This window comes from Paenibacillus sp. OAS669 (assembly GCF_014873645.1).
GTDB classification, from domain to species: Bacteria; Bacillota; Bacilli; order Paenibacillales; family NBRC-103111; genus Paenibacillus_S; species Paenibacillus_S vulneris.
In genome coordinates, this window is the sequence record NZ_JADBDR010000019.1 from 103,312 (window position 1) to 124,050 (window position 20,739).

22 protein-coding genes are annotated in these 20,739 nt (G+C 52.0%); 11 read left to right on the forward strand and 11 right to left on the reverse strand.

What is annotated here, in order from left to right:
* Positions 1–18: 18 nt before the first annotated feature.
* The 3 genes from GGC63_RS30315 to aac(2')-IIb all read right to left on the reverse strand — a co-directional run bounded on the left by GGC63_RS30315 (position 19) and on the right by aac(2')-IIb (position 1,984).
* Entirely contained in the window at positions 19–213 is a 195-nt protein-coding gene (locus GGC63_RS30315; protein WP_144027935.1) for a hypothetical protein, read from the reverse strand.
* Between the two features lie 25 nt (positions 214–238).
* Complete coding sequence (locus GGC63_RS30320) at positions 239–1,150, reverse strand: aminoglycoside phosphotransferase family protein (RefSeq protein ID WP_225948601.1); 912 nt, start codon at positions 1,148–1,150, stop codon at positions 239–241.
* A gap of 114 nt (positions 1,151–1,264) precedes the next feature.
* The gene (gene aac(2')-IIb / locus GGC63_RS30325; protein ID WP_225948602.1) at positions 1,265–1,984 is read right to left on the reverse strand and encodes a kasugamycin N-acetyltransferase AAC(2')-IIb; all 720 of its coding nucleotides are present in this window, start codon (positions 1,982–1,984) and stop codon (positions 1,265–1,267) included.
* A gap of 268 nt (positions 1,985–2,252) precedes the next feature.
* On the opposite strand from aac(2')-IIb, the gene GGC63_RS30330 reads away from it, so the two are divergent.
* Positions 2,253–2,519, forward strand: a complete 267-nt coding sequence (locus tag GGC63_RS30330; protein WP_192705466.1) for a hypothetical protein — start codon at positions 2,253–2,255, stop codon at positions 2,517–2,519.
* A 27-nt stretch (positions 2,520–2,546) separates the two neighbouring features.
* Positions 2,547–2,843, forward strand: a complete 297-nt coding sequence (locus tag GGC63_RS30335; protein WP_192705467.1) for a GyrI-like domain-containing protein — start codon at positions 2,547–2,549, stop codon at positions 2,841–2,843.
* A gap of 113 nt (positions 2,844–2,956) precedes the next feature.
* Here GGC63_RS30335 and GGC63_RS30340 read toward each other — a convergent pair whose 3' ends face one another.
* Together GGC63_RS30340 and GGC63_RS30345 are read right to left on the reverse strand one after the other, a co-directional pair.
* Complete coding sequence (locus GGC63_RS30340) at positions 2,957–4,111, reverse strand: serine hydrolase domain-containing protein (RefSeq protein ID WP_192705468.1); 1,155 nt, start codon at positions 4,109–4,111, stop codon at positions 2,957–2,959.
* Between the two features lie 132 nt (positions 4,112–4,243).
* Positions 4,244–5,038, reverse strand: a complete 795-nt coding sequence (locus GGC63_RS30345) for a class I SAM-dependent methyltransferase (protein ID WP_192705469.1) — start codon at positions 5,036–5,038, stop codon at positions 4,244–4,246.
* 255 nt (positions 5,039–5,293) lie between these two features.
* Here GGC63_RS30345 and GGC63_RS30350 point away from each other — a divergent pair, with 255 nt between their 5' ends.
* Positions 5,294–6,118 carry a hypothetical protein gene (locus GGC63_RS30350; RefSeq protein ID WP_192705470.1) on the forward strand — a complete coding sequence of 275 codons (825 nt, stop codon included), beginning with the start codon at positions 5,294–5,296 and terminating at the stop codon, positions 6,116–6,118.
* Between the two features lie 97 nt (positions 6,119–6,215).
* Here the strand turns inward: GGC63_RS30350 and GGC63_RS30355 are convergent, their stop codons facing one another.
* Together GGC63_RS30355 and GGC63_RS30360 are read right to left on the reverse strand one after the other, a co-directional pair.
* Positions 6,216–6,842, reverse strand: a complete 627-nt coding sequence (locus GGC63_RS30355) for a LysE family translocator (protein ID WP_079912220.1) — start codon at positions 6,840–6,842, stop codon at positions 6,216–6,218.
* A 143-nt stretch (positions 6,843–6,985) separates the two neighbouring features.
* On the reverse strand, positions 6,986–7,795 hold the full coding sequence (locus GGC63_RS30360) for an MBL fold metallo-hydrolase (RefSeq protein ID WP_079912219.1): 810 nt from the start codon (positions 7,793–7,795) through the stop codon (positions 6,986–6,988).
* A 183-nt stretch (positions 7,796–7,978) separates the two neighbouring features.
* On the opposite strand from GGC63_RS30360, the gene GGC63_RS30365 reads away from it, so the two are divergent.
* The 8 genes from GGC63_RS30365 (at position 7,979) to GGC63_RS30400 (ending at position 16,787) form a co-directional block, all read left to right on the forward strand.
* A complete protein-coding gene (locus tag GGC63_RS30365; protein WP_192705471.1) occupies positions 7,979–9,121 on the forward strand; it encodes an ROK family transcriptional regulator in 1,143 nt (380 codons plus the stop codon).
* 150 nt (positions 9,122–9,271) lie between these two features.
* A complete protein-coding gene (locus GGC63_RS30370) occupies positions 9,272–10,780 on the forward strand; it encodes a sodium:solute symporter family protein (protein ID WP_192705472.1) in 1,509 nt (502 codons plus the stop codon).
* A 78-nt stretch (positions 10,781–10,858) separates the two neighbouring features.
* Positions 10,859–12,142: an AGE family epimerase/isomerase gene (locus GGC63_RS30375; protein ID WP_192705473.1), complete on the forward strand. Its 1,284-nt coding sequence runs from the start codon at positions 10,859–10,861 to the stop codon at positions 12,140–12,142.
* Between the two features lie 11 nt (positions 12,143–12,153).
* The gene (locus GGC63_RS30380; RefSeq protein WP_192705474.1) at positions 12,154–13,449 is read left to right on the forward strand and encodes a neutral/alkaline non-lysosomal ceramidase N-terminal domain-containing protein; all 1,296 of its coding nucleotides are present in this window, start codon (positions 12,154–12,156) and stop codon (positions 13,447–13,449) included.
* On the forward strand, positions 13,446–14,225 hold the full coding sequence (locus GGC63_RS30385) for a glucosamine-6-phosphate deaminase (protein ID WP_192705475.1): 780 nt from the start codon (positions 13,446–13,448) through the stop codon (positions 14,223–14,225). Before GGC63_RS30380 ends, GGC63_RS30385 begins: the two co-directional genes overlap by 4 nt.
* Positions 14,226–14,237: 12 nt before the next feature.
* Entirely contained in the window at positions 14,238–15,428 is a 1,191-nt protein-coding gene (locus tag GGC63_RS30390) for an N-acetylglucosamine-6-phosphate deacetylase (protein ID WP_192705476.1), read from the forward strand.
* Positions 15,425–16,183 (forward strand): sugar isomerase domain-containing protein, encoded by a 759-nt coding sequence (locus GGC63_RS30395; protein WP_192705477.1) that lies wholly within the window; start codon positions 15,425–15,427, stop codon positions 16,181–16,183. The genes GGC63_RS30390 and GGC63_RS30395 overlap by 4 nt, the downstream gene beginning before the upstream one ends.
* A 187-nt stretch (positions 16,184–16,370) precedes the next feature.
* Positions 16,371–16,787 (forward strand): NUDIX hydrolase, encoded by a 417-nt coding sequence (locus GGC63_RS30400; RefSeq protein ID WP_192705478.1) that lies wholly within the window; start codon positions 16,371–16,373, stop codon positions 16,785–16,787.
* Here GGC63_RS30400 and GGC63_RS30405 read toward each other — a convergent pair.
* The 4 genes from GGC63_RS30405 to GGC63_RS30420 form a co-directional block, all read right to left on the reverse strand.
* Positions 16,784–17,281 carry an FUSC family protein gene (locus GGC63_RS30405; RefSeq protein WP_225948617.1) on the reverse strand — a complete coding sequence of 166 codons (498 nt, stop codon included), beginning with the start codon at positions 17,279–17,281 and terminating at the stop codon, positions 16,784–16,786. The two genes, GGC63_RS30400 and GGC63_RS30405, sit on opposite strands and share 4 nt — an antisense overlap.
* 209 nt (positions 17,282–17,490) lie before the next feature.
* A complete protein-coding gene (locus GGC63_RS30410) occupies positions 17,491–17,958 on the reverse strand; it encodes an SRPBCC family protein (RefSeq protein ID WP_192705479.1) in 468 nt (155 codons plus the stop codon).
* 204 nt (positions 17,959–18,162) lie between these two features.
* A complete protein-coding gene (locus GGC63_RS30415) occupies positions 18,163–18,921 on the reverse strand; it encodes a copper amine oxidase N-terminal domain-containing protein (protein ID WP_192705480.1) in 759 nt (252 codons plus the stop codon).
* A 238-nt stretch (positions 18,922–19,159) separates the two neighbouring features.
* On the reverse strand, positions 19,160–20,731 hold the full coding sequence (locus GGC63_RS30420; protein WP_192705481.1) for a SagB family peptide dehydrogenase: 1,572 nt from the start codon (positions 20,729–20,731) through the stop codon (positions 19,160–19,162).
* Between the last annotated feature and the right edge of the window lie 8 nt (positions 20,732–20,739).

The following is a 20,739-nucleotide window of genomic DNA, read 5'->3' on the forward strand; positions in this document are numbered from 1 at the left end:
CTAGCAGTGCGCCTGATCCTATTTACGCTCTTGATAGTACAAATAAGACCAGCTTGCAATGAAAAACAGCAGCAGTATGAGGTAGTAGTAATTATGGCTCAAACCCATACGATCAAGGATATAATCAGCTGCCGCCATGCAGATGCTTTGAACGGCAAAGATGAGGAGAGCTGCTCGTTTCAATCTCTTTTTTCCCAATTGGTCTTGTTCCAATCCCTTGACCTCCCGGTACAGCACATCATGTATTCATTATTGCTTCGACAAAAGCAATCTCCTCTAGCAGACTTGAATATTCCTCGGAGGCTATTCCGTCTTCTATACGCCAGCACACTCCCATAGCGGCTTCGACGTAGAGGCATTTTTTTAATATTTCGTTCGGAATATGAAGGGTCTTTTCTAAGAAAGCTATAATATCCGCTATTTTGCCATGTAATTCCGAGTTTTTCTCATCTTCAAATTCATTCAATATAAACCGCGGAACATCAAATACCGGATCGCCTAGTACGTCTTTAGGATCGATAATTTTATATGTTTCATGCCCGCATAATAAAATATTATCATGATGGAAGTCGCCATGAAGCAGCATGGTTTGCGAAAATGCAGATGAAACCGATAAGCAAATATCTTTTGCTTTTTTCATATGCAAATATAATTCTGTATAGAGCTCCTGCTTGCTCATGTAATCCGTTATTCTGCTTACCCATTCCGTATAAGTTGGAAAGGCTCCTGAGTTGGAGGGCATTCTATGCAAACCTTGATACAACGAACAGAATACCGCTAATCTCCTGTGAAGAGATTCTTCATCCCTTAAAGACTTCCCCGGTTGCACCTGCTCTTCCAGCAGGACTCCCCTTTCAACATCAGCGGCAAACACGGTACAAAACCGTCCACCGTTATATTCAAGCAAGGCCCCATACTCTGTTGCTACCTGCGCGGGATTTCCTATTTTAAGCACGGCGCTTCCAAAAATGTCCGAATGGCATTTTACAACTAAATTTGCCGAATAGGAAGGAATCAATCGTAAGCGGCTCAGGCCCCATTTATCAGAGAAGGTGTCCAGTTCTCTCATAGCTTTTTCATAAAAATCCAGACCAAAGCGTCGTACTATCCTTGCAACCTCATTTGGCTTGAAACCATATCGATCGTTCATCCTATTAGGGACCTCCCTAAATACAAGATGTTTACAAAAAGATACCATGAAACGGAAGCGAAAGGGTAACTCCATTTATCTATATCTAGTTATAGCCTGAGGCTATAGCAACAACTATGTGATAGTGAAATTGGCTCCGTACAAGGACAGGGCTGTTTTTCTAGCTACGCTCTGAGAGGCCAGATTGTCCCATGACGTGCTATATAAAGGAAGAGCCCCTGATTCCCTCACTGCTGCCGCCCATCCGGCGACCGCTTCAGCCGCATATCCTTGGCCGCGGAATGCCTCCAATGTTTCAAGTCCCGCCTCGTGGGCCTTAAGAGTGATACGAACGCTCCGGCAGATTGAAACGGCTTGACCCTCGCGCACTAGTGCTACACAGGGCTGGGCGTAGTCTATTTCTGAAAGCAGCCATTCAAAACCGTTCTGCAAATAATCCATCCCGTTATCCCTCGTGATGGTGACAACCTGCATGGACGTAGTCAGCTTATCGGGAATTTGAAAACAAGGGCCCATCGTAAATCGCTCCCCGTGAAGGAGAGCCATGTAGGTTTCAAAATGCTTGGGTTTCGTCCGTAAATCCGTGACGAGAGGCTCGTCAGTGCACAACGCCTCCAGCTGTTCAATCAGTTCCTCCGGGACATCATGCCGGAACCGGCAGAGAGTCCCTCCCTCTATCGTACGTCCCAGGAAAAAACGGGGCGCCTGCGCCTCTCCCGGCCAAGGCTCGTTAATCAGCCAAAGACGCTTGTTCGAATCGCAGGTAAACAACGCCTCGACATGGAGCTCCATCAGATCGCGGGCGGTTAAACGTATAGCTTCCTTATCACTCAAGCTTCCATCCCCTATCTTTGTTTTATCATTAATCATAGTATCAGAACAGACTGAGATTGCCTGGGAAATTTTTGATTTAATTCAATGTCCCCACTCCTATCTATGGTTCCATCGTCACTACTCTTCTCTAAATACAGGAAGGATTTCCCCCTTATTTCACATCGAATTGTTATTTCCAATAAGTACCCGATGGTTGGGAAATACACAGCGTGCAAATGCCCTCAGGAAAGCATGGTCTAAAATAATTCCATAAAGGCGGCGGGAACCTATGGCATTAACCAAAATCGTTAAAGACGATTTGAAAAAGCAGTTAAAAGGAGTATTTTCCACAGGAGAAAAGAGCAAGCAGGTCAGAATACATACCTTGCCGGATTTGAAGTATATCATGACGACGAAAGTAGGAGCCTTTGATATCCGCAAGCTGCTGGATTCCAACAAAATTTACAAATGCTTAAACCGGATCAAGCATTACACGGTAAAACACCTCAATAAAAATTTTATTATTGGGCCGGCGGAATTTGAATGTGAGGTTTGAACCGGGAAGGGGACTCTCATTACCTTTATGATCTGCGTACCCGATTATCTGGAGGATCGGCATCTGCATAGTGCGATGGTAGATAGTCTGGGCTCCATCGACCCTTCCATTTACTTCAAGACGGTCCCCGGCGGCATGTTCGCACAAATTTTGCATGAAGGCTACTATGACGACATTGCGCTAACCAAAGCAAAGCTTGAAGAAGAATTACGAGTACAAGGATATGAAGCAATAGGTGCCAGTACCGAAATTATTATGACCCCTATGTTTTTTCATAATCGTTGTAAGGTGATTATTAGACAGCGCATTGAACACGCAGAATAATAGAAGGGTTATCGAGTCCGCGCCCAGCCTAGCATCGCCGAACGAGGCCGCCGGATCAAACCAGTAAGCCTCGTTCAGGCTGCTATATTACACAGCTTATCCCTTTAAGCGATTTAATCGACAATACAAGCTAACGCTGCATCATTAAAATATTCAAAATAATGATAAGGACGATCCTTGATTCTCTTCATCGTCACTTGGAAGTTTATTGCAACGAGTTCATTGTCCGGGTCCACCATAATCTGCGTATTGCCGCGGCCGGAGTGGGAATATGTCCTCTCGGACCTTAAGGTCCCTGTGTAATCATGCTTGGTTCCGCTCACATTCCAGCCCAGTCCCCAGGAGGCTTCCTTATAAAATTCCTCCCCAAGCCGCGATGAAACGCCGGGAACCTGATTCGTGGTCATTTTTTGAACGCTTAGCTTGCTGAGAAGCCTGTTTCCTTCATAGGTTCCGCCGTTTAAAAAGGTTTGGCAAAATACCGCCATATCGTATGCGGTAGAGCATAATCCGCTGCTTCCCCACGGAACCGTCAAATTCTCATAATCAGCAAAGCTCGGGAACGGCGCATTCGGCGGATGCTTGGCTACCCGTGCATATTGCTCGGGAGGTACGACAAACGCAGTATCCTTCATTCCTAACGGCAGGAACATTCGCTCTGCCATAAACTGCTCGAAGCTTTGCCCGGTTACGCGACGGATGATTTCCGTCAGCAGCACAAAGCCGTAGCTGCAATAGCTCATCTCCGTTCCGGGAAATGCGGACAACGGGGCCGTATATCCGGCCGTCACGTATTTATGAACCTCCGGGTGCTGATTATCCGGACAGCTGTTCATCTGGCTGACAAATTCGGGGTTATTTGATAATTTCAATACGTTCGATGTGTCGATTCCGGAGGTGTGGGTCAATAGATGGTGGATGAGAACGTTTTCTTTTTTCTCACCGACAAATTCGGGTATGTAATCCTGCACCGGTAAAGCGACGGATACTTTCCCCTCTTCCGCCAGCATCAGGATAGCGGTGGCCGTTACCGGTTTGGAGATCGAGGCCAGCTGAAATATCGTGTCCAGCTTCATCGGGCCGTAGGCTTTATCGTAGTCAGGATCGACATACAGCTTGTGGGAAACGATGATGCCTTTGCGTGCAATTAATGAAACGATAATCGGCGCAACCCCGCTATCGACCCATTGCTGCTGCAACGACTCCAATCTGGCGATACGCGATTCACACATTCCGGCTTCCTCCGGATGCCCATAACGCAGCTTCATCTTCAACCTCCTCAGAAAAGTTGACTTCAAATGAAAATTATACCATATACTTCCACATTACGGTGTAACTCTTTTACATGATGACCGGCTTGCGCCAAACCAACATGCTGCCAATCATGATATAACTTCCTGCTATTTAACCGCATATATCGATAGCCATTGAGGAAGAGCCGCCAGGGGATTGCTTTGCCAGCTGCGCAGACGGTCAAGCTCTTCTTTGGTAACCCCGTCCCGTTCCTGCTGCGAACCGTCGATCCAAAATGAACCCGCTTCATCCGCCATTTCTTCGATTTGCCTCAAGCTGAGGCCGGATGAAACGATAGCATTCAACAGATCCTGAACACGCCATGCATATCTTGGGACCTCATCCTTTTCGTAACGAATGATAGAATCATACGGATAGACAACCTGCAGTGTATCGGTATTTTTCCCAAACGGACGGTTAAATGGATGTACATCATACATGAGATAAGCGCCTTGGTCCTTAAGAATTCTATGTATCTGGGTATACATGGACGCAAGATCATGAATCCAGATATGGACCCCGTTAGAGGTGTATACCAAATCGTATGCCCCGCTTTGCAGCTTGCTTAATTCCATCGTGTCATCGCATACAAACTCAATGTCCCAACCGTATTGTCGGGCTATCGCTTCGCTGTTTTCCAATTGCCGCTCTGAGATATCACATGATGTTACTTGAGCTCCGAGCAAATGAAAAGCGAATACGGCATGGTTATCCCCGCTTGACGGAACACATATTTTTTTGCCCTGAAAGCTGGGCAGCGCCTTGTTCAACAAGGCGAAAGCGGCCGGATGAAATGCCGACGCAGGATTGTCTATGAGCTTCGCAATGGCCTCCTCTGTTCTATACTGCCTGTACCATGTATCCGACCATTCATTCCAGACGGCTTTGGCTTTATGATCCATCCCAGCACTCCCTTCCGATAAAAGCATTCCTCTAAACTAATGTACAACGAGGGCATCCGTTCTACCATGTTAAAAAATCATTAGAAACCATTTATTCCTCTTTTTCCCATTCCATGCGGCAGACTCTGTCGGAGGTGATGCCATTAGCGCCCTGGAAAATAGGCCTTGTGTTGAGTTACCGGCCCATTCCCCCTCAGGTATAATAAAAGAAAAATTCAGACTCACCCGACCTGAATAGAGAAAGAGGTTGAAGGAATGCTGTTATTATCGGATCCCCGATGGCAAGAGCTGCGCGGTCCCTTCGGATCGTCGCACAGGGTCCCTATGCTGCTCAGCCGATTGAAAGAGCAATACGACCCTGAGGTTCGGGACGAATTGTATTGGGAGCAGCTTTTTCATCAAAATACGATATACAGCTGTACCTACGCCGCCGTCCCTCATCTGTTCATGCTCGCGCAAACGTCCGGCCATCTGGAGACGCAGCTGGATATTTACATCTCTTGCGGCATGTTCGAAGCGAATAATCCCAATGAACCGGATTGCGAGATTCCGGCCGAGTTTGCCAGAGACCGTATAGCTCTGGAGCCAGAGGCGGCCAAGGAGATCTATCGGGCGTATCGGGAGGCTCTAGCGGTTCTGGCCGGTTTGGGAGAATCGCTCGTCTCCTATGTACGAACTAAAGAGACGGAGAAGCGATACTTTCTTGCCGCTTCCGCCGCCTATGCAGGCTTCAGGGATGCGGCCTCCATGCTGACTGTTTTCCCGGACGGCGAGGAATACGTCCTCGGGTGTCCGGCTTGCGGTGAAGACGTGTATTTGTGGCCGGACGCTCAGCAGAGCGGTCCGCTGCTCCTGTATAAGGAGGATCCCGTGTTTGCTCCAAAAAAAGAAGGCCTCCGGATAGAGGTCCGGCCCTCGGAGACGATCGAGGAGCTTAACTGGAAGCACCTGTATCTCCAAGCCAAGCGGATTGAAGATGAGGCATTTCTAGCTCAGCTCCCCTGGTTAGCGGGTGAGTCAGACTGTCCTCATTGCGGCGTCCCCCTGAGACTGTGGCCCGCTCTGCTTCACATGTTCTAATTATTGTTAGTCCACACCCGGCTGGCCTGCAAAAGAAAAAAGCCGACAGTGCGCGCCGTCGACTTCTTTTTTCCCTTATTCCAATGGATTCCCGCCCTCAACGATTCTGCATCGCGACTTTAAGTCCGAGTCCAATATAAATGCCGCCGATCAGCTTGCCGCTCCACCGACCAAGCCAGGATACTTTGTTCACCAGCCGTCCAAGCTGACGGATGCCTAGAGCTATCCCGATTGTGTATAGGGTACCCAGTATGACAAAGATAAGGCCGAGAATAAGGAACTGGGGAACCGATCCTCCCCGCTCCGGATGGACAAACTGGGGCAAAAACGCTAAAAAGAATAGAGCTGTCTTAGGATTCAAAAGCTCCGTCACTATCGCCTGCCCAAAGGACAGCAGAGGCGGCAGCTCCTGAACCTTCGGCAGCGCTGGATCGGACGGCTTCTCGATTAGGGCACGAATGCCCAAATAAATCAAATAGGCAGCTCCGGCATATTTGACCAATTGAAATGCAATAGCCGAGGTCATCAATATCGCCGAAAGCCCGATAGCAGCGAATAAAGTATGAAGCAAATCACCTGTTGCGATGCCCAGCGCAGCCATAATGCCGGCCTTCGGCCCGCCTTGAACGGCGCGGGTGGCGGTTAGCAGCACAGCGGGACCAGGCACGAGAAACAGCCCGATAAGGACAGCTACAAACGTACTCAAGGTGGCCCAATCAAACATGAGGTCTCTCCTCCAAATCTAGCATTCGTAAGGAGATTGTACGGAGTGTCTAGCATCTTGTCAATTTGTTATGGTATCGCAGCAGCAGGCTAAATTCCGCTCTCCCGCCAGATGAAATCCCCAGTAGCCTATCCGATCTTGCTTCACAATGAGAGCACCCATCCGTCATATGCGACCTGGATACCGGCCGGCTCGAACAGCTCCATCAAATCTTCATGCAGCAGCCTTGCATTATGCGAGAAATGCGTAACGACGGCCGGCGCTCCCGGCTTCAACACTCCGTTGGCGTCGAGCCAGGCCTTCGCCTCTATCACAGCCTCGATGTTCATATGATTGTTACGGTGCACACTTCGTCCGGTGGTGCATTCCAGAATCGCCAAATCCAGCTTTTTATCCTGCAGCCAGGCCCATGTCTGTTCGGGAAACCAACCGCTGTCGTGACCGTAAAGGATGGTTTTCCCGTCTTTTTCTATGTAATACAGCAAGCAGGTTTCCCGCTTATCATGATCCGCCAGCAGTGGAACAATTGTCGCCGTTTGGGTCTGGACAGGCTCAAACGGAAGCACCCGATGAAATTCATAGCTGTGGTTGTACTCCTGAAGCGTCTGAAGGCAGAGCCTCAGAGGAAGGTCGTGGCCGTAGACATGAAGGGGGCTACCCCCGTACTGCGCAAACCCTTTGGCCCGAATGACCATATCTTCGGCATACAAGTGGTCGGAATGCGAATGGGTGATCAACAAATCCCGTACCTGGTTCATATGAATTCCATATCGATGAGAATGATATAGCGTATCCGGCGGCAGGTCGATCTTCAGCTCGTTATCGATGATAACGGATGTGCGCGAGCGGATATTTTTCCCTCCGCGTTCACGGGCCTCCTCACAAGTCGGACATTGGCAAAAGAGCGACGGGATGCCTTCAAAAGCCGCCGTTCCGAGAAAATGCACCTTCATAGTTTGGTTCCTCCTTTTATTGGATAGAGCACTTACCATCATCATGCTGGAACCGACTGTTTTTTTCAAGACATTTACAAGGTTTATCATTAGAAACAGGCCTGAGGACCATTAGCTAGGTCTTTTTAAAATATGCTATTATGAAGTGTAAGGGTATATTCGGGTAAGGAGGCCCCTCATTTCATGAGTAAAGGTACAGCCCTGCTAAGGCAGCAAAATGAAAAACGGACGTTGGCGCTCCTTCGCGCAGGACATCACACGTCCAGACAAGAAATCGCTGCCGCTTTGGGTTTAAGCAAAAATACGATTTCATTGATTGTAGATAAATTTATTAAAGACGGCGTCATTAAGGAAGCCGGCATCGATGAACAAGGGGGTGTCGGCAGACCGCGCATCCAGCTGCGGCTGCAGGCCGAAGCGTACAAAAGCATCGGCATCCTGATCCAGCATTCGTACTTTCAGTACGTCGTTACGGATTATTGCTCTACCGTGCTGGACAAGGGCAGCATTCCGATGAACGGGGATGATCCTGATCCGTATATTGAAAAGCTGATTCAGCTGTGCAGCTCCCTTGTAGCGCAGCACCCCGAGGTGCTTGGCATCGGAGTTGCCGTTCCGGCCTTGGTCGATCCGATGGAGGGGGTCGTCCACTTTTCCTCCCATCTAAGCTGGAGAAACGTGCGTATTAAAGACAGGATGGACGCCAGACTCCCGGTAAAAACCAAGGTGCTGAACCTTGTGAAGGCGGCGGCCATAGCCCCTTCCTCCGGGCTACCTGCCGAGCATGCGTCGAATTCCTTCTATATGCGGATTGACGAGGGCATAGGGGGAGCTCATATCATTGACAGCCAAATTTATAGCGGAGCCAGCTGGACAGCCGGGGAGGTAGGACATTTGTGCGTGGACCCCAACGGGCCTCTCTGCAGCTGCGGCCAAAGAGGCTGCCTGGAGGCCTTGGTCAGCATTCCCGCGATCTTGAGACAAGTACAAGAGCAGCTTCCCGATATCCGAACGGAAGCGGATTTGGAGCCGTATCTGTCGAGCCAAGGGGCTGGATCTGCTTCCTTCAATGACCTCATGCGGCGCGCCGGTCAATATGTCGGTATCGCCGTCTCGCAAATTATTTTGCTGCTGAATCCCGGGGTTATCGTCATCGACAGTCCGTTTGAGAAGGTGGAAGCCTTCAAGCAATCGGTGCTGTCCTCTGTCGAAAGCCGGGCGTTACAATTTCCGACCGAGAAGACTCGCATACGGTTCATCAAAAGTCATTTTGCCTCCGGCATCGGGGCCGCTTTCGCTGTTATTCTTGATTTTGAAAAGGAATAACAGCTTTTTTCTTGCCATAAAATAAAGTGACAAAATGGTGAATAGACGATTGACACAGGAAATGTAAGCGTGTTAATTTAGTAGTGTGAATTAGTCCTAGTTTAGGATTAATTGTCCGCATCCTATTAAAATGCAGAGGTGAACTCCATTATGTCAATGTTAGACTGGATCGTGTTGGGGCTGTTTTTCCTTCTCATGGTGGGCATCGGGGTTTGGTCTTTTCGCCAAATCAGCGGTACTCAAGACTTTTTTGCGGCAGGCGGTAAGATGCCTTGGTGGCTGTCCGGCATTTCTCATCACATGTCCGGTTACAGCGCGGCTGTCTTTGTCGCCTATGCGGGTGTCGCTTATACTTACGGATTCACGCTGTACGTATGGTGGGCCATCCCGGTATCCATAGCGGTATTTGCAGGCGCCGCCCTTATCGCTCCCCGCTGGGCCCGGCTGCGCCAACGGATGAATATCGAATCCCCCATGGAGTATCTTTCCACCAGATACAACGTGCCTACCCAGCAATTGATGGCCTGGAGCGGCGTGCTGCTCAAGCTGTTTGACGTCGGGGCCAAATGGGCCGCCATCGCCGTTATCCTCAATGTATTCGCCGGGGTCCCGTTAAATCTGGGCATCTTTTTATCCGGCTTGATCTCCCTTATTTACTCAGCTATCGGCGGCTTGTGGGCGGATGCCTGGACCGACTTTGCCCAATTCATCGTTCAGCTCATTGCAGGAATCGCCATGTTCGTCATCGTGGTCATGAAGCTCGGCGGAATGGAAGCGATTACAGACATTTGGGATAAGCTCCCCCCTTCCCACAGTCAGCCTTTGGTCGGTCCGTATACCTTGGGATTCGTCCTTGCCTACGTTCTGATTGACTTCCTTAGCTACAACGGCGGCACATGGAACCTGGCGCAGCGCTACATCGCTTCTCCGAACGGTTCCGAGGCGCGCAAAGCGGCCTTGCTGTCCGGTGTGCTGTATCTGGTATGGCCTCTCATCCTGTTCTTCCCTATGTGGGCCGCCCCCCTCTTCTATCAAAACTTGAAGGATCCGACCCAGTCTTACTCGATGATGACGATGGATCTGCTGCCGCACGGCTTGATCGGCCTGGTGCTGGCCTCCATGTTTGCCCATACGATGGCTATGACCACGTCGGATGCCAATGCCATTACAGCGGTAATTACCCGCGATATATTGCCTGTAATGTCCAAGCGATACCGTTCGCTTAGCGAGAAAGCAGCGCTTCGTGTCGCCCGCGGGGCGATGATCACCTTCGTGGTGCTTACCCTTATTATAGCGGTGTACTCCAGCACCTTCGGCGGCATATTGAACCTGCTTATCGTCTGGTTCGGCGCTCTGGTCGGTCCGATCTCGATCCCGATGCTGCTCGGCTTGATCCCCGCCTTCAAGCGCAGCGATTCTACTGCGGCCATAGTATCTTGGGCGGCCGGGATCGTCACCTTCGTTATCGTCAAATATGTGATTACTGTTAGTACAGCAACACTGGTGGCTTCTCCCGTTGTTGTTTCGGCCATTCTGTTTATCGGCATGGGCTGGCTCAAAGGCAGCGCCCCGGTTGCTCCTAAGGTTGAAGAGCTCCTGCAATCGCTTAGTGCCGATGCGAAGGAAGCAAATTCTCCAGACCACGGTATGAAAGCTTAAATGAACCAAATCATGGGGGCAAGTATAGTCGGACTGAACCTTTGCAAAACTTGCTCCCATCTACAGGAGGAACTTGGTATGAACAGCATCATGAACGAAGCTTGGGACCCCCGTACGCTGCTGTCATTTTATAAACGCCACCTGCTGGAAGACCTGCTTCCCTTCTGGAAACATGCAGTAGATCAGCGTCACGGCGGCCTGTTTACCTGCTTTACCAATTCGGGAAGCGACCTTGTCAACACAGATAAGTATACCTGGTCACAGGGACGATTCCTCTGGATATGGTCACGGATTGCAAGATTAACCGACCAGGGTGTACTGCCAGGGGAAGCTTCTACCTTTCAACAAGAAGCGGAGCATGCAGCGGCGTTTCTCAAGAACCATGTCGTCCTCAGCAACGGGAATTGTGCCTTTCTCCTGACGGAGGACGGCCGCATGAAGGAGAGCGTTCCGGGCGAGGGCTTCGACACGAGCTTTTATGCGGATTGCTTCGTCGTGCTCGGATTTGCCGAATTATCCCGCTGCAGCGGACGACAGGAGCTCGCGAACGACGCGCTCGAACGATATGACCGGATACGGCTTCGCTTGCGGGATGGGCAAATCCGCAGTGAGCCCTATCCAATCCCTCAAGGCTTGAAGTCCCACTCTGTCACCATGATTATGCTGAATATTTCCGAGCAGCTTATGGAGGCGCTGCAGCATTTCCGCCATCCTGCATACGAGCGTCTCAAGAAGGATTGCCTCCATTATGCGGAATCCATCATAACAGAGTTCCGCATGCCTGATCAACGGATTGCCGAGCTGCTCCCTGTCAGCGGCGAGACACCTCCTACCGTTCTATGCCGCCACGTCAATCCCGGCCATACGCTGGAATGCATGTGGTTCGTCATTCAGACAGCCAGGCAGCTGGGCCGGGAGGATCTCATTACTCAAACGCTGCCCGTCATTCGAAAGGCCTTTGAGCTGGGATGGGATACGGAGCAAGGAGGCCTGCTGCGCTTTGTCGACCAGGACGGCGGCCCGCCGACAGGCCAGCGGACAGGAGACCCTTACGAAGCGCTGATTCTGGATACATGGGACACCAAGCTGTGGTGGCCCCATTCCGAAGCGCTATATGCCTCTTTATTGGCCTATGAGCTGTCCGGCGATCCGGGCTTCAAGGAGCTGTATAGGCAGACGCATGATTATGTCTTTCGGACCTTTCCCCACACGGACCCTCGGATCGGGGAATGGATTCAGATTCGCGACCGCAGCGGAGAGCCGATGGACAAAGTCGTGGCGCTGCCCGTCAAAGACCCGTTCCATATTATACGTAACGTGCTGCTGATCATCGAGCTTTATTCAGATGCTTCGAGCGCATAAGGAGGCAGGCTATGACAAGATCCTTACATCTCGGAACCGCCAAAGTGGATATTACTCCAGCCATGCCCGTCCCCCTTGCCGGCTTCGCCCACCGAACCGGGACATTCGAACATATTGCCCAGCCGTTATACGCGAGAATTCATTGCTTGCAGCAGTCTCGAGTTTCGGGCAGCAAGACAACAGTGCTCTTGGTATCGGCGGATTTGATTTGGTGGGGCAGCGACCTTGTGAACCGGCTCTCGCCCAAGCTGCGGGAACGGTACGGATTGGATTCGGTGCTGCTCCATGCAACCCATAACCATTCCGGTCCCCAGACAAGCGGTTGCTTTACCGATGCTCTTGGCAGGCCGGATCCTGGATATTTGCAGGAATTGGAGCGAAGGCTCGAGAGCGGCATCGAACAAGCGCTTCAAACCATGGAGCCCGTTATGATGGAAAAGGGAACCGGACACTGCCGGATCGGGTTTAACCGGAGAAAAGACATCGACGGGCATATCGAAATGGCCCCGAACGAGAACGGCCCCGTCGATCCGGAAGTCACCGTAATCCGGTTCCGTACCCCCGACGGAAGGACCAAAGGGCTGTTCGTTCATTATACCTGCCATCCCACTACGACGGGGGATAGCGAAATTTCTCCCGAGTACTGCGGAGCGGCTCTGGAACGGATCGAGCAAGCTCTGGGCAGCGGCGTCACCGGCGCTTTCCTGCAAGGATGCTGCGGGGATATTCGGCCGGCCCTGGTTCAGGACGGTCAATTTTATCGGGGCCACCGCATGGAGGTGGAGCGCTTCGGGAGCTGGCTGTGTGAAGAGGCGCTTCGCATCTGCTGCCAGCCGATGAACGAGCTCGCTCCAGCTTTATTGCCCAGTCACACCCTGGTGCTGCCGCTGCCCTTTCAGTCCGTCCCGACCGTGGAAGAGCTCGAGGAGCAGGCGAAGCTGGCAGACATTCAGGGAGAGCGGGCCCGCCTGCTGCTTGGTCAGCCTACCCGCAGGCAAGGCTCCATTCCGCTCGAAATTACGAGGCTGACTTTAGCAAAGGAGCTTTCCCTTATTACCTTTAATGCGGAAATGGTGGTGGATTACGGTCTTTTTGTAAAAAAAGCATCCCGCGGAACTATGCTTCCGCTCGGCTACACCAACGGAATGATCGGCTATGTGCCAACGGCGGAGCAGCTGGAACAGGGCGGCTATGAATCACACGGCTCTGTCCCCTATTTCGGGCTGCAGGCGCCTTTTCAGCCGCAGATTGAAAGCCTCATCCGGAATGCCCTAGCCCAAGAGATAAGAGAGGAGATTGAACCATGAACGAAACCATACACCCCTTAAGAACGCAAACCGTCGACCGGCTGCAAGTTCACGTCTACGAGAATAGAGAGCAGCTTGGAAAAGCGGCCGGCAGCGATGTCGCCGCCAAAATGAAGGAGCTGCTCGGCAGCAAGAGCAGCATCCGGATGATTTTTGCCGCAGCGCCTTCACAAAACGAATTTCTGCAGACGTTGAAGCAGGCCGACGGGATCGACTGGTCCCGCGTTACCGTGTTTCACATGGACGAATATATCGGGCTTGCCCCGGAAGCTCCGCAGCGATTCAGCGCCTTTCTGCGGGAACGGCTGTTTGACGAAGTCAAGCCGGGGAACGTCCATTTGATCAACTGCTCGGGTGATATCAACGAGGAATGCCAGCGGTACGCTGGATTGCTAGGGGATGCTCCCATCGATATCGTCTGCCTGGGTATCGGAGAGAATGGTCATATCGCCTTTAATGATCCGCCTGTCGCAGACTTTAACGATCCGGCACTCGTCAAGAGTGTCGAGCTCGATTTGCCGTGCCGGCAGCAGCAGGTCAACGACGGCTGCTTTGCCAGTCTGCAGGACGTCCCTACCCATGCTCTGACGCTGACTATCCCTGCCCTATTCTCCGGAGCGCACCTATACTGCATGGTTCCGGGTGTCACCAAAACCGCGGCCGTTCAAAGGACGCTGCGCGGTCCCATTTCTACGGAATGTCCTTCTACGATTCTCCGCCGGCATTCGGATTGTACGCTATATCTGGATAAAGACGCATACGGAGACCTCGGTTAGGAGATGAAGGACATGTCGGGAAACGTAACGACGGTAGAAGGAATTCACTACAGGACAAAGGAACCCGTTACGGTTCACATCGAGCGCGGCCGAATCTCGGCTATTCAGCCCTTGTCAACGAAGAAGAAAGCAGCACTGCCCTGGATCGCTCCCGGGCTGGTAGATTTGCAGATCAACGGATACTGCGGATCCGATTTTAATACGATACCGATTGCCGCTGGAGCGGTACAACGCGCTACACGCGGGCTTTGGAAGGAAGGCGTGACCTCTTATTATCCTACGGTCATTACGAACGGGGACGCAGAGATCGAGCAAGCCATGCAGTCTATTGCCCGCGCCTGTGATGAGGATCCTGCCGCGCATGCCGGGGTTGCCGGCATCCATCTGGAAGGCCCCTTCATATCGCCGGAGGACGGGCCCCGCGGCGCACACGACAGCCTGTATACGAAAGCACCGAGCTGGCCTTTATTCCAGCGGTGGCAGGAGGCGGCTCGAGGCCGGATCAAGATCATCACGCTGTCGCCGGAATGGCCGGGATCGGTCGAATTCATTGAGCGGTGCGTGGAGCAGGGCGTGACCGTCTCCATCGGCCACACCTCCGCCTCTCCCGGGCAAATCGACGCTGCCGTCAAAGCAGGTGCGCGAATGTCCACTCATCTGGGCAACGGCGCTCACTTGATGCTCCCCCGGCATCCCAACTATATATGGGAGCAGCTAAGCCAGGACGGGTTAACGGCCTGCCTTATCGCCGACGGCTTCCATTTGCCGGAATCGGTATTGAAGGTCATTTTGCGCACCAAGGGAGAACGCGCGCTGCTCGTCAGCGATGCCGTCTATTTAAGCGGCATGGAGCCTGGCGTGTACGATAATCATATCGGGGGCCGGGTCGTCCTTACCCCCGAAGGGCGTCTTCATCTGGCAGACAACCCCGGTCTTCTTGCGGGATCGGTGCAGCTCCTGCCCTGGGGGATCTCCCATCTGGCAAGAAGCGGAATGGCAGCGCTCGAGGAGGCGTGGGATATGGCTTCGATACGCCCCGCCGCTTTCATGCAGCTGCCTTCGCAGAACGGGCTCTCCGTCGGTTCGCCTGCCGATCTGGCCCTGTTCGAATGGAACCGTCAGAGCCTCAGCATCGTTCAAACCTATAAGAACGGGAATCGCGTCTTCGATTCCACTACCTCCAGCCGGGAGGGAAGTCTATGAGCACGGCCGCAATGACCCAATACCTTCATAAAATTATTCAGCATCTGGAGCTGCTTCATCAGGAAGAACAGGCTTCGATCGCCCGGGCCGCCCGCATGATGGCGGAGCATATCAAGCAAGACAAGCTCGTCTATGCCTATGGCCCCGGTGGCCACTCGAACCTGGGCTCGCAGGAGATTTTTTTCCGTGCCGGGGGGCTTATGCATATCAGTGCCATCCTGGACGAAGGTACGCTGCTCAGCGGGGGCGCCCTAAGATCCATGGCCGTCGAGCGGACGCCAGGGTATGCAAATATCGTACTGGATGACTACGGCTTGAAGCAGGGGGATTTATTGATCATTATTAATTCCTATGGCATTAATTCGGCTACGATAGATTCGGCCCTGGAGGCCAAAGCCCGCGGAATTCGAACGATCGGCGTCACTTCCGTCCGGCACGCGCTGGCTACGCCCGCGGACCATGTGGCGCGGCATCCGTCCAAGCACAATTTGCACGATCTGGTCGATATCGTGCTGGATACCAAGATTGAAGTCGGAGACGCGGTAGTGGAGATCGAGGGGCTTGATCAGCGGGTTGCCGCCATGTCCACCTTCGCCAATGCGTATCTCTTAAATTCGCTGGTCGCGGAAACCATCGAGCTGCTGGTCAAGGACGGCATCCGCCCGCCCATCTGGATGAGCGGCAATGCCAGCGGCGGCGACGAATCCAACTCGCGCTTCATTCAGCAGTTTAAAGGACGAATCAAGAAGCTATAGTCAGGCACTTGGTAGAGGAATCTCACAAAGCGGAGCCTTGGAATCGAAGCTTTACAGGAAGTCCCGAAATTCTATCTAAAAAAGTCCTTTGGAACTAACCCAAAGGACTTTTTCTATTTACATTTGCAATAATTCAGCGCATAGTGAACCTATACTTGTCTATGCAATCATTTCAGGAGGACAGCTCATGCAAGGTTATAACGTTCTAATGATCTACAATCATAGCATGGACCGGCTGCTCATGTGCAAACGGTTGAAAAACCCGTACAAGGGACTCAGCAATCTGGTAGGCGGAAAAATCGAGACGGGAGAAGCCGGGTTCGAAGCCGCTTACCGGGAGCTGTTAGAGGAAACCGGCATTTCCCAAGAGGATGTCACTTTGCATCATGTGATGGATTTTACCTATTACCTGCAGCAATGCTACGTCGAAGTCTATGCCGGAAGATTGAAGCATGATATCGCCGTGACAGGGGATGAAAACGAATTATACTGGTCGGACCTGGATCAGGATTTTTTCGATATGTCGCAGTATGCCGGCGAAGGAAATATTGGACATATGATCGAACAAGTGAACATGTACAAGGAGATCCTTTTGACGGATTAATTCCGCTCTTGAAAGACCGGCCGGGTGAAGATGAGATTAAGCAGCACGACGAGGCCTGCTCCGATCAGCGTTGCCGTTATTCGGTCCAGAAGCGCTAGACCGTCGAGCGGTTTTCCCGCGTCCATCAGCAAAAAAATAAGCGGGGTCATGGTTGCGGAGTACAGCAAAAAAATAAGCGGGGTCATGGTTGCGGAGTACAGCAAATAATTCCGCGCCTTCAACCACGGTCTCAACCCGGCAAGCAACCCCACCGCCACGACGACCGCCCATTCAGGCAGCGTATAGGCAAAGAGCGCACTGACGGCAGCTACGCCGATGACGGTGCCGGTTACCCTTTGAATCGTTTTGACCGGTACCGGGTCCGCTTTCCGTTCCGTCAAGATCGCCGCAGTCAGTACGATCCAATAAAAATGATGCCCGGGCCATACCCACCGGATTCCCTCGGCTAGACCAAGACAGCACCCTAATCGAAGCGTATACTGCCAGCCGGCCAGCTGGCGCCAAAAGGCCCGGGCGTAAGCCTATTTCACCTATGGTAATGCCGCCTAGTGCAGCTATCATTCCAAGAGGAAGATGGCCCCATGCGGCGAAGAGACACACAGGAACGCCCATCCCTATACAGGAGGAAATGAGCTCTGCAGGCTCCACATTCGCCTCTCTCGACCATTGCAGGGCTTGCTGCCAATGCTTGTTTCTATCCGGCTTATCCACGCTTCACGTGAGCATAAGGAGCTTTATCCGACACAAGATTCAAGACGATGCCGTGCTCCAATAGCGCCTTAAGCCCGCAAAGCACAATCGTAAACCCTTCCGTCGATCCTATCGCCTGCTTCACGACATCATCCGCTTCGCCTTGAAAGCCGATATTGGTAATCGTAACGAAGGTTTCCTTCTCCCCCTTGGAAGTAAAGATCCACTCCACCCTGGACCCGAAATGGATGAGAATGCGCTGATTCTTCTCGATCTCCAGCACTTCAACCTCTGCGGATGCTCCATACATGTCCCATTCCCACTTAACCCGTGCCCCTGGCTCCAGTCTTCCGCTGCTGTGGGTAAACCAGAATTTCGTAGTCACTGCAGGATCAATGAAAGCCTCAAATACTTCTTCAACCGGTCTCCGTATCAACATTTCCGCCTTTGCAACCGGCGCCTGATTTTTCCATGCCGCCATCTTGGATTCTCCCTTCAGCTTCAAGATTCATCTAACTTATATCATAGCATACGAAGGTAAAAAAAGAGCACTGCCTGTCCGGCAGCTACTCTGTTTGGAAACCCATGAGTTTAAAACCATTGCAATGTAAACCGGCGGATAATCCCACCCTCCTATTTCGCATATTTCCGCTATACTAGGGTGTTCATTACTCATGAAAAATCCTCATTTTATGAAGCCTCTCGCTCTTAAATCCTCTTTGTTCAGCAGAACACCGTCCTTGGAGTTCATAGCGCGCAGAATGCCTTGTTCCGTGTTTAAAAATTCGGGTTGCAGCTTCTTTACCCCATTCAACGGGGTGAAATCGAGCTTAACTTGATCATTGGCTATCTCCGCTGCGGGAATCCATTCCTCTTCGATAGGATAGCCCAGGTTTTTTATTTCGGATTTGTTGACGAACAGATTGCTCTGGTACACCAGCATGGACAATTTTCCGCTTGGCCGTTGATAAAGCTTAGGGACATCCGGTTGCTGGTACTGGTCGCTGAAGGCGAACGGAAAGCCAACCCCGTAAACGCCTATCTTCAGATGGGTCGTCGAGCTATCGCCGGACAGCGATGCCTTGATGTCGTTGCCCTCATAAAATCGGAGGAGATCAGGTACCTTGATCCATTCGGTCAAGTCCGGGGCTGCAGTCAATTCCTGGTACATGCTATGGTTAGCCTTCTTCGGGTCCAGCTGAATGGTTCGCGTCGCTTCGTCGTAATCAAGCTCGTAGCCGAGTAAAGCAGCGACCTCCCTTACCGGTAAATAGGAGGTTCCGTCTACGACCAATGGACTGTTCTTGAGTTCCTTCTCTTCACCGTTCACCTTGAATACGAATTGGGCAATAGCAGCTTGTACAGACTCCGATGCCGCCGAGACGGTCGTAGCCGTTAAGCCGATCATGACGCCTATGGAAAGTGGAAGAATGATTTTTTTCATATCTAGGACTCCTTTCTTTATATAAATATACCATATATTAACACAACGTTTCGTGAACATTAATGTTAGTAAGCTTTTGGAGATACAAAAAAATCCGTTCTTTACGAACGGATAGATTGTCGAGAAACCTATACAGGTTGAGAAAGGCACTATATCCCGCGCTGGGCTCCCACCTGGCATAATTCGATGAGATCCAAGCTCCCTGGGCCTCTAAGCAAATTTCGAAGCCGGTGAATCGTTAACTGTGCAGCCCCCCCTCCAACCGGGGCCGCTGACGGTAATGACCGATCGGAATTTGGATCAGGCTGGTCTTCCCTTGCCCGGTCAATGAATACAGATCATCACTATTCTCCGGACTGAAGCCGAGCAAGGGCCTCCCTCCCATGCCGATGGCGGACGCCGCCAGCAACAAGCCGTGCACAAGCATCCCCGCTTCCATCTGCTGCATGCGATACCCGCGATAACCAAACGCCGATCGATAATAGTTCCGGTCACCCGCCACATGAATACATATCGGCACTTGAAATAAATTCACGTTATGCAGAGACATTCCCTCCTGCAGCCGCAGCCGGTGGTCTCCCGGAGCGATACAGCGCAGTGCATGCTCCGTTCTATCGTAGCGGTAGGCTCCGTCCGGAATCCCCTCCACGTTATACAAACAACAATACAGCGATACAAGGGGATCGGACCGGCACGGACTTTGCGAATCGTTGGGATAGGCTAGCCTATCGGCCGCCTCTCGTAGAAGCACAGCCAGGTCTGACGGTGTGACTCTCTTCAGAACAAAATCCGATTCCGGCGAATACCGCTGCCGGCAAAGCGATGCCAGATCATAGGACAACCGTTCCACTTCAGGCAGGTATACGGCCCGCAGCCCGCTATCTGCATGCTTCCCCGCTCCCGCACAGCCTAAGGAGTCCGTTGATTCCAGCATGGACGCGGCATTCATCGCAGTCAGCACAGGAAACTCCTTGACGTTCTGTGAACGTACATAGTGATCCGTCCGGATCCAAGGCAGCTCCCTGCATAACTCCATTGCGGTGCTCCCATCCTGTCCCCTCATACCGTCATACATCCAGGTCCTCACAGGCTCTGCCGATAAAGGGATGACCGCATAGACGCTCTCCTCTCTGTCAGACAGCCCGAGCAGATGATTAACCCCCCGGTCCAGAAATTGATAACACATGGCCGAGTCGTACCCGAACTGCCGGGCCGCTTCACGGAGCTGTCCGATCAGGACTCCCGTATCCAAGCCTTGCAGCCGATAAGCAAAGTTGTGATATTTGTAAAAGTTTTTCCAAAACATAACGGAAACCATAACGGCTCCGCAGCACCCCTCCATCTCGCATTGGCCGCCAAGCGCCCGGGTCAGGTAAGCATCGTAATTCCCCTCCCGAAGCCGAACCAGCCGGTGGTGCGCCGCATCGTAATGGTATATTCCCTCCGGGACATCCGACGTCTTCCAATATACATAAAGTTCATTCGGATACAATCCGCCGCCGGAAGGAACGAAGCGCCGGTACATCGGGACCTGGGTGCCTCCATACATCGTGACGTCCGCAGGAAACTGGCTGACTCGGGTCAGACCGTATGCATACCACAGCAAATGGCCTAAGGATAACAAATCAGGAAAAGTCCTCGTTGGACGATCAGTCAGCGATAAGGGCATTTCCGCCGATAAAGGAACAACCGGCAAGCCGCGATACAGCTTGTAGGTCAGCGGCGCATCCTCCCAATCGACTTCCCAATCCGGCGGCCGGGACTCATCATTTGCCGTATGGAGGCTGTGCAGGAATCGGTCCAGACTCATCATTTTTC

What these genes read in the sequence shown, in the direction of transcription:
- GGC63_RS30320 (WP_225948601.1), bottom strand. Translation starts at nt 1,150, where the DNA reads ATGAACGATCGATATGGTTTCAAGCCAAATGAGGTTGCAAGGATAGTA.
- GGC63_RS30330 (WP_192705466.1), top strand. Translation starts at nt 2,253, where the DNA reads ATGGCATTAACCAAAATCGTTAAAGACGATTTGAAAAAGCAGTTAAAA.
- GGC63_RS30335 (WP_192705467.1), top strand. Translation starts at nt 2,547, where the DNA reads ATGATCTGCGTACCCGATTATCTGGAGGATCGGCATCTGCATAGTGCG.
- GGC63_RS30340 (WP_192705468.1), bottom strand. Translation starts at nt 4,111, where the DNA reads ATGAAGCTGCGTTATGGGCATCCGGAGGAAGCCGGAATGTGTGAATCG.
- GGC63_RS30345 (WP_192705469.1), bottom strand. Translation starts at nt 5,038, where the DNA reads ATGGATCATAAAGCCAAAGCCGTCTGGAATGAATGGTCGGATACATGG.
- GGC63_RS30350 (WP_192705470.1), top strand. Translation starts at nt 5,294, where the DNA reads ATGCTGTTATTATCGGATCCCCGATGGCAAGAGCTGCGCGGTCCCTTC.
- GGC63_RS30355 (WP_079912220.1), bottom strand. Translation starts at nt 6,842, where the DNA reads ATGTTTGATTGGGCCACCTTGAGTACGTTTGTAGCTGTCCTTATCGGG.
- GGC63_RS30360 (WP_079912219.1), bottom strand. Translation starts at nt 7,795, where the DNA reads ATGAAGGTGCATTTTCTCGGAACGGCGGCTTTTGAAGGCATCCCGTCG.
- GGC63_RS30365 (WP_192705471.1), top strand. Translation starts at nt 7,979, where the DNA reads ATGAGTAAAGGTACAGCCCTGCTAAGGCAGCAAAATGAAAAACGGACG.
- GGC63_RS30370 (WP_192705472.1), top strand. Translation starts at nt 9,272, where the DNA reads ATGTCAATGTTAGACTGGATCGTGTTGGGGCTGTTTTTCCTTCTCATG.
- GGC63_RS30375 (WP_192705473.1), top strand. Translation starts at nt 10,859, where the DNA reads ATGAACAGCATCATGAACGAAGCTTGGGACCCCCGTACGCTGCTGTCA.
- GGC63_RS30380 (WP_192705474.1), top strand. Translation starts at nt 12,154, where the DNA reads ATGACAAGATCCTTACATCTCGGAACCGCCAAAGTGGATATTACTCCA.
- GGC63_RS30385 (WP_192705475.1), top strand. Translation starts at nt 13,446, where the DNA reads ATGAACGAAACCATACACCCCTTAAGAACGCAAACCGTCGACCGGCTG.
- GGC63_RS30390 (WP_192705476.1), top strand. Translation starts at nt 14,238, where the DNA reads ATGTCGGGAAACGTAACGACGGTAGAAGGAATTCACTACAGGACAAAG.
- GGC63_RS30395 (WP_192705477.1), top strand. Translation starts at nt 15,425, where the DNA reads ATGAGCACGGCCGCAATGACCCAATACCTTCATAAAATTATTCAGCAT.
- GGC63_RS30400 (WP_192705478.1), top strand. Translation starts at nt 16,371, where the DNA reads ATGCAAGGTTATAACGTTCTAATGATCTACAATCATAGCATGGACCGG.
- GGC63_RS30410 (WP_192705479.1), bottom strand. Translation starts at nt 17,958, where the DNA reads ATGGCGGCATGGAAAAATCAGGCGCCGGTTGCAAAGGCGGAAATGTTG.
- GGC63_RS30415 (WP_192705480.1), bottom strand. Translation starts at nt 18,921, where the DNA reads ATGAAAAAAATCATTCTTCCACTTTCCATAGGCGTCATGATCGGCTTA.
- GGC63_RS30420 (WP_192705481.1), bottom strand. Translation starts at nt 20,731, where the DNA reads ATGAGTCTGGACCGATTCCTGCACAGCCTCCATACGGCAAATGATGAG.